At 57.8% G+C, this 12,921-nt stretch carries 12 protein-coding genes; 6 read left to right on the top strand and 6 right to left on the bottom strand.

What is annotated here, in order from left to right:
- The first annotated feature begins 130 nt into the window (after positions 1 to 130).
- Complete coding sequence (locus ACP7B0_RS16330) at positions 131 to 1,015, top strand: bestrophin family protein (RefSeq protein WP_426142463.1); 885 nt, start codon at positions 131 to 133, stop codon at positions 1,013 to 1,015.
- A 122-nt stretch (positions 1,016 to 1,137) separates the two neighbouring features.
- Here ACP7B0_RS16330 and ACP7B0_RS16325 read toward each other — a convergent pair whose 3' ends face one another.
- The 3 genes from ACP7B0_RS16325 to ACP7B0_RS16315 form a co-directional block, all read right to left on the bottom strand.
- The gene (locus ACP7B0_RS16325; protein WP_426142461.1) at positions 1,138 to 1,455 is read right to left on the bottom strand and encodes a hypothetical protein; all 318 of its coding nucleotides are present in this window, start codon (positions 1,453 to 1,455) and stop codon (positions 1,138 to 1,140) included.
- A gap of 3 nt (positions 1,456 to 1,458) precedes the next feature.
- The gene (locus ACP7B0_RS16320; protein WP_426142459.1) at positions 1,459 to 2,040 is read right to left on the bottom strand and encodes a hypothetical protein; all 582 of its coding nucleotides are present in this window, start codon (positions 2,038 to 2,040) and stop codon (positions 1,459 to 1,461) included.
- Positions 2,041 to 2,305: 265 nt separating this feature from the next.
- Complete coding sequence (locus ACP7B0_RS16315; RefSeq protein WP_426142458.1) at positions 2,306 to 3,178, bottom strand: LysR family transcriptional regulator; 873 nt, start codon at positions 3,176 to 3,178, stop codon at positions 2,306 to 2,308.
- Positions 3,179 to 3,337: 159 nt separating this feature from the next.
- Between ACP7B0_RS16315 and ACP7B0_RS16310 the strand changes: the two genes are divergently transcribed.
- Genes ACP7B0_RS16310 through ACP7B0_RS16290 form a run of 5 tightly spaced genes read left to right on the top strand, consistent with a single transcriptional unit; the run spans position 3,338 to position 8,382 of the window.
- Positions 3,338 to 4,375 carry an amino acid ABC transporter substrate-binding protein gene (locus ACP7B0_RS16310; protein ID WP_426142457.1) on the top strand — a complete coding sequence of 346 codons (1,038 nt, stop codon included), beginning with the start codon at positions 3,338 to 3,340 and terminating at the stop codon, positions 4,373 to 4,375.
- A 29-nt stretch (positions 4,376 to 4,404) separates the two neighbouring features.
- A complete protein-coding gene (locus ACP7B0_RS16305; protein ID WP_426142456.1) occupies positions 4,405 to 5,559 on the top strand; it encodes an amino acid ABC transporter permease in 1,155 nt (384 codons plus the stop codon).
- Between the two features lie 2 nt (positions 5,560 to 5,561).
- Positions 5,562 to 6,656: an amino acid ABC transporter permease gene (locus ACP7B0_RS16300; RefSeq protein ID WP_426142455.1), complete on the top strand. Its 1,095-nt coding sequence runs from the start codon at positions 5,562 to 5,564 to the stop codon at positions 6,654 to 6,656.
- Entirely contained in the window at positions 6,653 to 7,426 is a 774-nt protein-coding gene (locus ACP7B0_RS16295; RefSeq protein ID WP_020291623.1) for an amino acid ABC transporter ATP-binding protein, read from the top strand. The genes ACP7B0_RS16300 and ACP7B0_RS16295 overlap by 4 nt, the downstream gene beginning before the upstream one ends.
- Positions 7,426 to 8,382, top strand: coding sequence for an isoaspartyl peptidase/L-asparaginase family protein (locus ACP7B0_RS16290; protein ID WP_426142453.1), 957 nt, complete (start codon positions 7,426 to 7,428; stop codon positions 8,380 to 8,382). Before ACP7B0_RS16295 ends, ACP7B0_RS16290 begins: the two co-directional genes overlap by 1 nt.
- Positions 8,383 to 8,592: 210 nt before the next feature.
- On the opposite strand, the gene ACP7B0_RS16285 is transcribed toward ACP7B0_RS16290, so the two are convergent.
- The 3 genes from ACP7B0_RS16285 to aspA form a co-directional block, all read right to left on the bottom strand.
- Positions 8,593 to 9,585: an asparaginase gene (locus ACP7B0_RS16285; RefSeq protein ID WP_426142452.1), complete on the bottom strand. Its 993-nt coding sequence runs from the start codon at positions 9,583 to 9,585 to the stop codon at positions 8,593 to 8,595.
- 55 nt (positions 9,586 to 9,640) lie between these two features.
- Positions 9,641 to 11,092: an alanine/glycine:cation symporter family protein gene (locus ACP7B0_RS16280; RefSeq protein WP_426142451.1), complete on the bottom strand. Its 1,452-nt coding sequence runs from the start codon at positions 11,090 to 11,092 to the stop codon at positions 9,641 to 9,643.
- Positions 11,093 to 11,312: 220 nt separating this feature from the next.
- The gene (gene aspA, locus ACP7B0_RS16275; protein ID WP_426142450.1) at positions 11,313 to 12,737 is read right to left on the bottom strand and encodes an aspartate ammonia-lyase; all 1,425 of its coding nucleotides are present in this window, start codon (positions 12,735 to 12,737) and stop codon (positions 11,313 to 11,315) included.
- Positions 12,738 to 12,921 lie beyond the last annotated feature (184 nt).

Below are 12,921 nucleotides of genomic sequence, written 5' to 3'. Positions count from 1 at the left end.
GCAACAGCTGCAGATTCGAGCAAACTTAAACGATTCAGCGATTTGCACCGTCGTTTGCGAACCATATCCCGCAAACAGTTTCGAAGCAGGGTAACGGCGTGTTCTACGCAGTAGCCATGAGGTAGTCCCATTGCAGCAAGCGATCATCGAGAAGTACCGGTTCCTGATTAAAACCATTGGCTACGTAGGCTGGTCGTTGTTCTGGCTGTTGATCTGGGACGTGATCGTGACGGTTGATTTCATGCTGTTTCTGGACCGCAAGATCAGCCTGCCCGCATTGCCGTTGACCTTGCTCGGTTCGGCGCTGGTGGTGCTGACCAGTTTTCGTAACTCCAGCGCCTATAACCGCTGGTGGGAAGCGCGCACCTTGTGGGGAGGACTGGTTAACAATTCCCGCAGCTTTGCCCGCCAGGTGCTGACGCTGATCGAGGATGACGGCGACATCAACCCCACCAAGGCCGTGCTGTTGCGTCGGCATGTGGCCTACGTGAAGTGCCTGTCTGCGCATTTGAAGGGCGGCTCTTGCGGTGAAGATGTTCAGTCGCTGATCACCCGCGAAGAATATGCCCGGCGCCACGACACCAATAACTTCCCCAACGACGTGCTCAACGCCTCGGCCGCGCTGTTGGCGAAGGAGTACGACGCTGGCCGCCTGGACAGCATCCGTCTGGCCCGCATCGAAACGACCCTTGTGGAGATTTCCAACTGCCAGGGCGGCATGGAGCGTATCGCCAACACGCCGTTGCCTTATCCCTACGTGGCATTCCCGCGTCTGTTTATCAGCCTGTTCTGCGTCATCGTGCCGATCGGTCTGGTGGACACACTCGGCTGGTTTACCCCGTTGGCGTCCACCGTGGTGGGCTTCATGCTGCTGGCCATCGAAAAAATCGGCACCGACCTGCAAAGCCCGTTCAGCGCCAGTGAGCACGAGATTCAAATGACAGCGCTGTGCGACAACATCGAACGCAATCTGGATTCGATGCTGAGGGATGCGCGGGAGGAGAGTACGGTTTGACTCCGTAATCAATCCCCATGTTGAGCCAGCTTGTTCGCGAGAGAAGCATGAGTGCCTCGTCAGCAAGTTGGCTTTAGTAGTTTAGTAGCTCCGGGTTATCGAGTCATGCCGTCTGAAAACAGTCAGATCCCCATCCCGGCCATGGCTACCCTGCTTTTATAATTCAACAAAACTCGCCCTCCACACGTCTTGAATATTTCTGAGTCGTCATGCAGCCGTGTTATAAATCGCGTTATCGCTGACTTGGCCAGTTGCGATAGCGCCTTTCCGAATGTCACAGGCTCTGGGACGAGGATCATCGCGGCAGTACAACTTCGCATCTCTCTCATCATCTCTATGACGAGATTCAGTAATGCAGGGGTCATTTCCCAGTTCTCAGCTTGAGGTCCATACCAGGTCACGAGTACTTTTTTCAGTTCCCGCTTGTCTTTGTCATCCATGCCTTACAAACTCCTTTTCTTGATGCTTTGTAGAACTTCCAGTGCTTTTGTTTGTGTGCCTTTCACACTGATCAAGTGAGTCGATTTTTCTGATAAAACGAGAATGCGGTGTTCTGAGCCTGCACCTTCATGGAGCAGGGCTTCTACTTCAGAACCAATGTGGTAATGGGTGATCTGTACCTGACATTCAAGTTTCAGGTCTGCACGCATGGCTACTATAAGTTTTTGATCCGCGTCGTTAAGTTCGTCAAGCCTGAAGACGCCGTACAAATAGCGATCAAGGTCGGCTGCGGATAGAACGCGGGTGGTGAATTGGGACAGTGTTTCGGCGATGATCTCGTCTGAGATTAACTGGTAGCTTATATATTCTTTGTTCGGATAAACTGCCATAACGCCATCAAATGCTAACAGTGCCTTGGGCTTTTCAGTCAGGTTGAACTGATACGGCCCGGTGATAACAGGCAGTCCTTTTCCCGGTTCATAATTCAGGAACTTTGAATTCGGAGGGCTGAATGAGCAAGTAGCAGCCCAAACAGGTGTGCTCATGAATAAAACAGCAAAAACCGTCGACAGCAGTTTGCGCATTGGAAGTCAGCCTCTCACGAAAGTAGTAAGAGTTTCTTTCTATCTCTCAATGCGGGGTATAAGCAGATTCCTCGAGCACGGTAGGAATCGTCCTGTTTTTTGAATGCTTGCGTTTGTATAAGCAGAAACATTTCAATTCAGAGGGGTAGGCATTGTTTGATAAGCGCGAATTTGTTCGCGAAACGATTGTCCTGTTTAAGCAGTACTGATGCCTTGCCAACACGTTGGCGCCTAAAGATTCCATGTTTACTGGTTTGAAGGCCCCTCAGGAAATTTTCTGCCAGAACGCATCCGCCTCGGGATTACGGTTGCCGCGCCAGCGGACCAGGATGACTTCGAGGTGATCGGACTGCATGTCAGGATAAAGACGCACCAATTCCTGGCGCTCGATCAAGGGCGCCACCATTGTGTGCGGCATGCAGGCGACGCCATGGCCGCTGGCGGCCATTGGCTTGAGCGCTTCGGAAACGGTTGCTTCGAATACCCGTCGCAAGCGATGCGGTTCAGGATGGCGCTCGATCTGGATGCGTGAAAGATCGTGCAACTGGGCGCTGCGGGCGTAAGTCAGCCAGGGAATCGGGTCGTCCGATGCCGCACAGCGCGCCGCCAGCTCGGGGGTTGCCACCCAGTAAAGTTCGTCGTGCCCCAGGGACACCACTTCAAATTCGCTCTGCCGCGAATAAGGCTCTGTCTGGGCATCTCCGTAAAACAGAATAAAGTCGCAACGGCCCGACATCAGGGCCATGTAGTAATCGTCGGTGCTGCGGTAGCCGGTGTCGATCCGGGTGAACATCGGGGTTTGCGGCGACGAGAATTGGCTGATCCAGTCAGGGAAGAAATTACAGGCCAGGGTATGCAGAGAAGCAAAGGTCAGCGGCCGATCAAGGATCTTCACGCTTTGCTCGCAATCGCGCGCCAGGCGCACCAGCTCCAGAGCATTGGGTAGCAGCGCCTCACCGGCGGCCGTCAGGCGGATCGGGTTCTTGCCCCGATCAATCAGGGTTGCGCCCAGATACGCCTCCAACAGTTGGATGCGCCGGCTGAGTGCTGATTGTGAAGAGCCACGCATGCTGGCGGCGGCAGTGAATTTACCGGTGTCGGCCAGCGCAAGAAAATCCTGATACCAATCGATGTCCATCGTGTTATTCCAAAATTCGATAGCCTGTTCAGCATAGTGGATCAACAGTTACTAACGCATCCCTGTTTTCTATCGTTATTGTGCAGACAGTCGCCACCTGCCGATACGTCGTGGTTTATCCAATATAAAAAAACGAAAACGTTGTAGAAGGGGCATGTTATGCAAAAACGGAATGGCCTAAAGAGTTTTCTTACCGCATCGATGCTGCTGGCAAGCCTTATGGGCGCTGCCGCCGCCCAGGCAGGTGTGCTGGACAAAGTGAAAGCCCATGGTGCGGTGCGCTGTGGTGTTGCCAGTGATAAACCAGGTTTTTCGTTGATCGACGACAAGGGCCAATGGACGGGCATGGATGTGGATCTGTGCCGTGCCGTGGCCGCTGCCGTATTGGGCGACTCCAATAAGGTGGAGTACATCGCAACCACCGCGAAGAATCGCTTTACCGCGCTGGCTTCCGGCGAAATCGACGTGCTGTCACGCGCCACTTCCTGGACTGCAGATCGTGTTGCCAGCCTCGGTGTGGATTTCACCACCGTCTGGTTCTATGACGGCCAGGGTTTCATGACCCACGCCAAGGACGGTATCGAGAAACTGACCGATCTGGACGGCGCGACGTTCTGCCTGTCACCGGGAACCACCTCAGAACAGAATCTGGAAGACTATTTCGGTCAGCGCGGCCTGACGTACAAAACCGTGATCATCGAAAAGAGCCCCGAGTTGTTCGCGGCGTTTCAAAGCGGACGTTGCAATGCCATCTCCAACGATCTGTCAGGCCTGGCCTCCCGACGCGCAATCATGAATAACCCGCAGGACTACGCGCTGCTGCCTGAAGTGATTTCCAAAGAACCTTTGGGTGCGTTCGTGGCGCAGGGCGACACCGTTTGGCGCAATGTGGTGACCTGGACCGCCTACGCGCTGATGACCGCAGAAGAGTTCGGTATCACTTCCACAAACGTCGATGAGATGCGCGACAAGAAAGGTGGGTCAGCGGATGTTGCACGTTTGCTGGGCAGCGAAGGGACTGTCGGCAAATCGTTCGGTCTTGATAACGACTGGGCTTATCGGGCAATCAAGCAAGTGGGTAACTACGCGCAAATCTACGAGCGCAATCTGGGCGAAAAAACCGTCCTCAACTTTCCTCGCGGCCTGAATCGCTCGTGGAAAGACCAGGGCTTGCTCTACGCGCCACCTATCCGCTGATCGCAACACCACCCAACGGAATAACTGTCATGTGGACCCAACGCTTGCAGAGCGCTCGAGTACTGAGCGTGCTGCAACAAGGGCTTGTGCTGGCCATTGTTGCAGCTGTTTTTTACCTGTTGGCGCATAACGCCAGCCTCAATTTGAAGGCACTGAATATTGCATCCGGATTTGGTTTTCTGGATGAGCGGGCCGGCTACGACATCAGCTTCAAATTGATCGATTACACCCCCAACGATACCTACGCTCGTGCGTATCTGGTGGGGCTGCTCAATACCTTGCTGGTGTCGGTGATGAGCATTGTGATGGCTACGGTGCTGGGTGTGGCGTTGGGCCTGTGCAAGGTTTCGGAGAACTGGTTGATTAGCCGCCTTGCCGGTGCCTGTATCGAATTCCTGCGCAACGTTCCGTTGGTGGTGCACCTGGTGTGGTGGTATGGGCTGGCGCTGGCATTGCCCGGCGTCAGGCAGGCGATTCCGTTGTTCGATGTCGCCTATTTGAGCAACAGCGGTCTGATGTTGCCGTGGCTGGCCCAGGGTTCGCTGGTCGGCTGGTGTGTGCTGTTGATGGTGACCGGCGCATTGCTGGCTTATATCAGCTGCCGTGTGCGCGAAGCCAAAGCGCCCTGGCATGGCTTTGGCGGGCGTCGCTGGCCCCGGCTGCTGGGGTGCGCAGTGCTGTTGCCGCTGCTGGTCTATGCGCTGAGCGATGCACAGTTGACCTGGGAAGTCCCGACCCGCAAAGGCTTCGGTTTCATCGGCGGCGTGGCATTGGTGCCGGAGATGCTGGCTTTATGGTTGGCGTTGTCGTTCTACAGCGCCAGTTACATCGCTGAAACCGTGCGCGGCGCGATTCAATCGGTACAGCGCGGCCAGTACGAAGCGGCCAAGGCGTTGGGTTTCGAATATGGCCCGACCATGCGCCAGCTCATCGTGCCGCAAGCGGTTTACCCGATGATTCCGCAGATCACCAACACCTACTTGAACATCGTCAAGAACTCCTCGCTGGGCGTCGTGGTGGGCTTCATGGAACTGGTGTCGTCAACGGGCGGAACCACCTTGAACCAGACCGGGCAAGCCATTGAATGCATTGCCTTGGTCATGGGGACGTATTGCGTGATCAGCCTGCTGATTTCCATTGCGATGAATATCTACAACCACCGTATCAGCCTGCGGGGTCATTGAGGATGAACGCGATCAATCAAGCCGCCGTCGTACGCCTGCCGCCGCGCCTGCCTTTGCTGGCACGTGCTCAGGTGTGGACCCGTAAACATTTATTTCCCAGTATCGGTCATGGCTTGCTGACTCTGCTGGTACTGGCCCTGTTGTTCTGGCTGGTGCCAAAAGCGCTGAGCTGGCTGATTTTTGATGCCACGTTCGTCGGGACCAGCCGCACAGAATGCAACCCCCACGGGGCGTGCTGGTTGCCCATTACCCAGCGCTGGAACCTGTTCGTCTACGGCTTCTATCCCGAAGCCGAGCGTTGGCGGGTGACGCTGGCGCTGGTGCTGGCCGTCGTCGCGTTCGTGCTGCTGTTCTTCCGGCGTCTGGATCGTCGCGTGCTGATGGGCTATCTGGCGCTGCTGCCGGTGGTCATGTGGTGGCTGCTCAAGGGTGGCGCTGGCTTGCCGGAAATTTCATCGACCAAGTTTGCCGGGATGATGGTTACGGTTTTCCTCGGCACCGTGGGCATGATCTTCGCCTTGCCGCTGGGCATCCTGCTGGCGTTGGGGCGCCGGTCGAAGAAACCGGTGATTCGCATCTTGAGCGTGATGTATATCGAGCTGGTGCGCTCGGTACCGGTCATTTCGTTGCTGTTCATGGCCTCGTTGATGATTCAGCTATTCCTGCCACCGGGTTCGGTGTTCGACATCCTGCTGCGGGTGCAGTTGGTACTGATTCTGTTCACGGCGGCCTACATGGCTGAAACCCTGCGCGGCGGTTTGCAGAACCTGCCCAAGGGTCAATACGAAGCGGCGCTGGCGTTGGGGTTCGGCTATTGGAAAACCATGGGTCAGATTGTTCTGCCGCAAGTCTTGAAGCAGTCGATTGCTCCGCTTCTGACTCAGTTCATCGGCCTGTTCAAGGAAACCACGCTGGTGATGATCGTGGGCGTGCTGGACATCGTCGGCATCGCCATGAGTACGGCGGCCGCACCGGAATGGGTGGGCTATGGCCATGAGATCTACATTTTTCTGGCGATTTATTTCTTCGTAGTTTGCTTCGCACTGTCGCGCTATGCCCGGCACCTTGAAAAGAAACTGGAACAGAACCGCTCATGACTGATCATCGCGAGACTGATGCAGCGCCCATCGTGCGCATCGAAAACCTGAACAAATGGTACGGCAACGCTCATGTGCTGCGGGACATTTCACTCTCGGTCAAGCCGGGCGAAAAGGTCGTGATCTGCGGGCCGTCGGGTTCGGGAAAATCGACCTTGATCCGCTGCATCAATCAACTGGAACACCACCAGCAGGGCGTTATCGAGGTGCTGGGCGAAGTACTGGACGACAACGTGAAACGGCTGGAGCGGATTCGTCGCCAGGTCGGCATGTGCTTTCAGCATTTCAATCTGTTTCCTCATCTGACCGTGCTGAAAAACTGCACCTTGCCGCAAACCTCCAACCTCGGTGTGCCGCAGGATGAAGCGATTGAGCGCGCGCTGACGTTATTGGACAAAGTCCAGATGCGCGCCCACGCCAACAAATTTCCTTCCCAACTGTCCGGCGGGCAGCAGCAACGCATCGCCATCGCCCGGGCGCTGTGCATGCAGCCCAAAGTGATGTTGTTCGATGAACCGACCTCGGCCCTGGACCCGGAAATGATCGCCGAAGTGCTGGAGGTCATGACCGGTCTTGCTCAGGACGGCATGACCATGATTTGCGTGACCCACGAAATGGGCTTTGCCCGAAAAGTGGCGGACCGCGTGGTGTTCATGGATCAGGGTGAAATTGTCGAGCAAGCCACCCCGGAGCGCTTCTTCTCGGCACCCGAATCAGAGCGCACCCGACGCTTTCTCAATCAGATTCTCGATCACGGAGTCCATGCTTGATGGCCAATCCTATCGCTATTGCGCTACACGGCGGCGCAGGCGTGCTGACCCCCGGTCTGTTGACGGTGGATGATGAAAACGCGATTCACGACGCCTTGTTGCGTGCTTTGAAAGCGGGTCTGGTGTTGCTGGAGCAGGATGGCAGCAGTCTGGACGCCGTGCAGGCGGCGGTCATCGAACTGGAAGAATGCCCATGGTTCAACGCTGGCAAAGGTGCCGTCTTCACCCATGCGGGGGATCACGAGCTGGATGCGGCGATCATGACCGGCGGTAATCGCGAAGCCGGTGCGGTTGCGGGCATTCACTATGTGCGCAATCCGATTCTGGCGGCGCGAGCGGTACTGGAACACAGCGAGCACGTCCTGCTCGCTGGTGTTGGCGCGGATAGCTTTCTTGCCGAGCAGGACCTGGAGCGGGTCGCCAACGATTGGTACGACACCGACCTGCGCCGTGGTCAGTGGGAAAGGCAACGCCAACAGCCGGATAGCGTTTCCCTGGAGCCGGGCGGTATCGACAAAAAGTTCGGTACGGTAGGTGCGGTTGCCCTGGATCGCAGTGGCCATGTCGCAGCGGCCACGTCCACGGGCGGCATCACCAACAAGCGTTACGGACGCGTCGGCGACTCGCCTTTGATTGGTTCCGGAACCTGGGCCGATAACCGCAGCGCAGCTATCTCCGCGACCGGGCACGGCGAGTTTTTCATTCGCACGGTTGTCGCTCACAACATCGCGTCCCGCGTACTTTTGGCTGGCGAAGACCTTCACACTGCTTGCGATACCGTTGTGTCTGGCGAATTGAAAACCATGGGCGGCAATGGCGGGGTCATCGCCGTCTCTCCGTCAGGCGAGACCGTGCTGAGCTTCAACACGCCAGGCATGTATCGGGCATGGCGTGACGCCGAGGGTAATCTGCATACGGCGATTTATGCCGAGGACGATCGCTGTCACCGCACTTGAGTTGCAAGCGATAGGCTACAGCGCGAAGCCAGGGAAAATCGCTACGCCCCTGGCCGAGACGGTCCTCAGGACTAACGCCTCGGCCGGACGATGAGATCGTCCAGACGTTAACGTTGCCTGAGCTGCCCCCTTCGAGGACAAGCGGAACGCCGCCCGGCCCCCTCCCACATTGGGTTCGATGTTTGCTGAGCGGCAGCGGGCACGATGTTGTTACCGCAGTTCCCCACACAAATCCCGCTCAACCCACAGCCGCACCTGTTCGGTGTCCAGCCCCGAGCCCAGCAGTGCATGCAGTTTGCCCAACGCGGCTTCGCGGGTCATGCCGCCGCCGGACAGCACGCCGACGCTACGCAGCAGGCTGCCTGCTTCGTAGACGTCCAGCTCAACGCCGCCTTCGTGGCATTGAGTGATCGCCACGACGCAGATGCCGCGCTCATGGGCGCGCTTGAGGCTGGCGAGAAACCGGGGATCATCGCTCGGCCCGGTGCCGCTGCCGAAACACTCCAGCACCAGTCCCTGAATACCACTGCCGATCATGGCGTCCACCTGTGCCGCACCTATACCCGGAAACAGCGGTAACACGGCGACGCGGGCCAGGGTTTGCGGTTGGCGGTAGTCCAGTGAAGCGGGACGCGGATCGGCTGATTCCCCGCCATGGGAGCGGTTCAGCGCAGCAAAGGGGTGCCGACCGAAACTGCGAATTTTCGCGCAGCGCGTCGGTGCCAGCAGTTCGCCGTGGAAAAACAGATGCACGCCCGACGCCAGACCTTTGCCCAAGGCGAGCAGGGCGCCATTGACGTTTTCCCAGGCATCGCTGTCCGGCACACCCGCCGGCAACATGGAGCCGGTGAACACCACCGGAGCGTTCAGCCCAAGCAACTGGAAGCTTAACGCCGCCGCGCTGTAGGCCAGGGTGTCGGTGCCGTGCAGCACGAGAACCGCGTCGCAACCGTCAACATCCACGGCTTCGACCACGGCTTCGCGCAGGCGCAACCAATAAGACGGCGTCATGTTGGCGCTGTCGATCAGGGGCGACATCTCGCGAAAGCGCCACTGAGGGACGGTCAACCCGGGGTTAGCGGCCAATTGCCCGGCCATTCGCGCCTCGAAGCCCGAAGCCGGAGCCAGCCCGTTGGCACCGGCTTGCATGCCAATCGTGCCACCGGTGTAGAGGACCATGACGTGTCGAGCTTCGTGGTGCATACCCTTTCCTCTGAGTGATCAAACAAACGGCAGGCCGGTCAGGCCTGCCGGATGGTTACCGAGCGTCTGTAACGGGCTTGCCGGCAGGCACCGTTTCGGCTTCAGCCTTGACGGTTGGGGGCTTCGGCCAGGCCTTGAGGTCCAGGTCCAGATCCGGGAACTTGCTCGAATCGAACACGGGCGTCTTGATCCCTGCCTTACGCTGGTCGTCGTAGTCACGCAGGATACGCATACCCACTTTAAACAGCATTGCCAGCGCGATCAGGTTCACGAACGCCAGCAAAGTCATGGTGATGTCGGCGAAGGCAAACACAGTGCCGAGGTTTTCCACCGCGCCCCACATGATCAGGACCAACACCAGGGCACGATAAGCGATCAGCGCCTTGCGGCTCTCACCGATCAAGAAGCGCAGGCTGTTTTCGCCCAGGTAGTAGTTGTAGAGGATGGAGGTGAACACAAACAACGCCAAGGCGACGCTGATGAACATCCGGCCCCAATCGCCTACCACTGCCGCCAGCGAATTCTGCGTCAGGGCGATGCCGTTGCCTTCAAAGCCCGGGGTGTAGAAACCCGAAAGCAGAATCAGCAACGCGGTACAGGTACAAATCACGAACGTATCGAGGAACACGCTGAACGCCTGTACCACGCCTTGTGCCACCGGGTGCTCAACTTGTGCCACGGCTGCCACGTTCGGCGCGCTGCCCAGGCCTGCTTCGTTGGCGAACACGCCGCGTTTCACGCCCATGACGATGGCGCTGCCGATCAGCCCGCCGAACACCGGGTCCAGACCGAAGGCGCTCTTGACGATGGTTTCCAGCATGGCCGGGACCTGATCGAACTGCAGCACGATCACATAGATCGTGACACCGATGTAAGCCAGGGTTTTGACCGGCACCAGCAAGTCAGCGATGGCCGCAATGCGCTTGATCCCGCCGATGAACACCAGACCCAGCAACACCGCCAGGCCAATGCCGGTCTTGAGCGGATCAAGGCCGAAAGCGGCGTGCAGGGAGTCGGTGACGGCGTGGGATTGCAGGCCGTTGAACGCGAAGCCGAAAGTCACCAGCAGCAGAACCGCCATGACCATGCCCAGCCAGCGTTTCCCCAAACCGTGCTGGATGTAATACGACGGGCCGCCGCGGTATTGGCCTTCGGAGTCGCAGCGTTTATACAGCTGACCCAGCGAGCATTCAAAAAAGCTGCTGGACATGCCGACCAGCGCTGTCACCCACATCCAGAACACGGCCCCCGGGCCGCCCATGGTCACGGCGATGCCGACACCGGCAATGTTCCCTGCGCCCACCCGACCCGCGAGGCTGAGCATCAACGCCTGGAATGAGCTGAGTTGCGTTGAGCTGCTGCGCAAGCTGTCCCGAAAGACGGCGAACATGTGGAAAAAGTGGCGAAACTGGACGAAACGCGAACGAATCGTGAAATAACCGCCTAGCCCTACGATAAGTACGATCAGCACTTTGCCCGAAAGGAAGTCGTTGATGACTTCAAGCATTGATAAATCCTCGCTGTTGTTTTTAGGGGGCGCGCACTATACCGGTGCGCTTGTCTTGCGTCTGCAATCGTTTTTCCTTTTTGTAACGATCTAACTTCCCTGTTTTTGAGGGTTTCGCGTTTTGCAGGTAAAAAAAAGGGTCCGAGAGAAGGATCTCTGGACCCTCAAAAGGGTGAGGGGTGTCTAGGCCCTCAGCCTGGTGAGCATGTAAACGGGCACGTCATGCCTTCAGTGGCACAAGGCGTGGAGCGATCATGTTTTCCGGGCGCAGAATGTCGTCCAGCATGGCGTCGTCAAGCAGACCTTCTTCGCGCACCAGTTCCAGAACGCCCCGACCGCTTTCGAGGGCTATACGCGCAATACGTGTGGCGTTTTCGTACCCGATGTAGGGGTTCAAAGCCGTGACCAGACCGATGGAGTGCTCCACCAGTTCGCGGCAGCGTGCTTCGTTGGCGGTGATGCCGACGATGCAGTGCTCGCGCAACATGTCCATGGCGCGTTGCAGCAGGCGGATCGAATCGAAAATCTTGTAAGCGATCAGCGGCTCCATCACGTTGAGCTGCAATTGGCCACCCTCTGCCGCCATGGTCAGCGCCAGATCGTTGCCGATAATCTCGAACGCCACCTGATTGACCGCTTCCGGAATGACCGGGTTGACCTTGCCGGGCATGATCGAACTGCCCGGTTGACGCGCAGGCAGGTTGATTTCGTTGATGCCGGTGCGTGGGCCGCTGGACAGCAGGCGCAGGTCGTTGCAGATCTTCGACAGCTTGACCGCCGTGCGCTTGAGCATGCCGGAGAACAACACGAAAGCGCCCATGTCGGAGGTCGCTTCGATCAGGTCGGCCGCCGGAACCAGCGGCTGGCCGCTGATGGTCGCCAGACGGGAAACAGCGAGGTGCTGATAACCCGGGTCGGCGTTGATGCCGGTGCCGATGGCGGTGCCGCCCAGGTTCACTTCAGTGAGAAGTTCCGGCGCGAGGCTGCGCAGACGGTTCAGGTCTTCATTGAGTGTGGTGGCGAAAGCGCGGAATTCCTGGCCGAGGGTCATCGGCACGGCGTCCTGCAATTGGGTGCGGCCCATTTTCAGGACGTGGCTGAATTCCTGGCCCTTGGCTGCAAACGCCTGAATCAGGCTGTCGAGGCTGGCCAGCAAGGCGTCGTGGCCCAACAACAGACCCAGGCGAATGGCCGTCGGGTAAGCGTCGTTGGTCGATTGCGCCATGTTGACGTCGTTGTTCGGGTGCAGCTGTTTGTAATCGCCTTTCTCAAGGCCCATGGCTTCCAGCGCAATGTTGGCGATGACTTCGTTGGCATTCATGTTGGTTGAAGTGCCGGCGCCGCCTTGAATCATGTCTACAACGAACTGATCGTGGAAATCGCCCCGGATCAGGCGCGCACAGGCTTCGCTGATCGCGGCATGCTTGGTGGCATTGAGGTAACCCAGTTGATGGTTGGCATCGGCCGCAGCCTGCTTGACCATCGCCAGCGCGACGACCAGCTTCGGGTAGTGGGAAAGCGGAACGCCGGAGAGGTGAAAATTGTTCACCGCTCGCAGGGTCTGAATACCGTAATACGCGTCAGCGGGTACTTCGAGCACACCAAGCAGGTCTTTTTCGATGCGCGATGATGCAGGCGAGGACATGATAGAGAGAGTCTCAAAAGGGCATGGAACATGCCGGGACGCCACGAATACTGGGCGTTCAGGCTAAACTTGACCAATGCTGTTAAGCGCTGGCCCATGCACAAACGGCATAATGCGGATGTGACGTGCAAGATGTGACGAACGTGTGAACCTTGCAGTCCGACATTTCCCGCAGGAGCGAACG

Origin of the sequence: Pseudomonas sp. DWP3-1-2 (assembly GCF_049896285.1) — a bacterium.
Classification (GTDB): Bacteria; Pseudomonadota; Gammaproteobacteria; order Pseudomonadales; family Pseudomonadaceae; genus Aquipseudomonas.
This window is presented reverse-complemented; position numbering and strand designations above follow the sequence as displayed.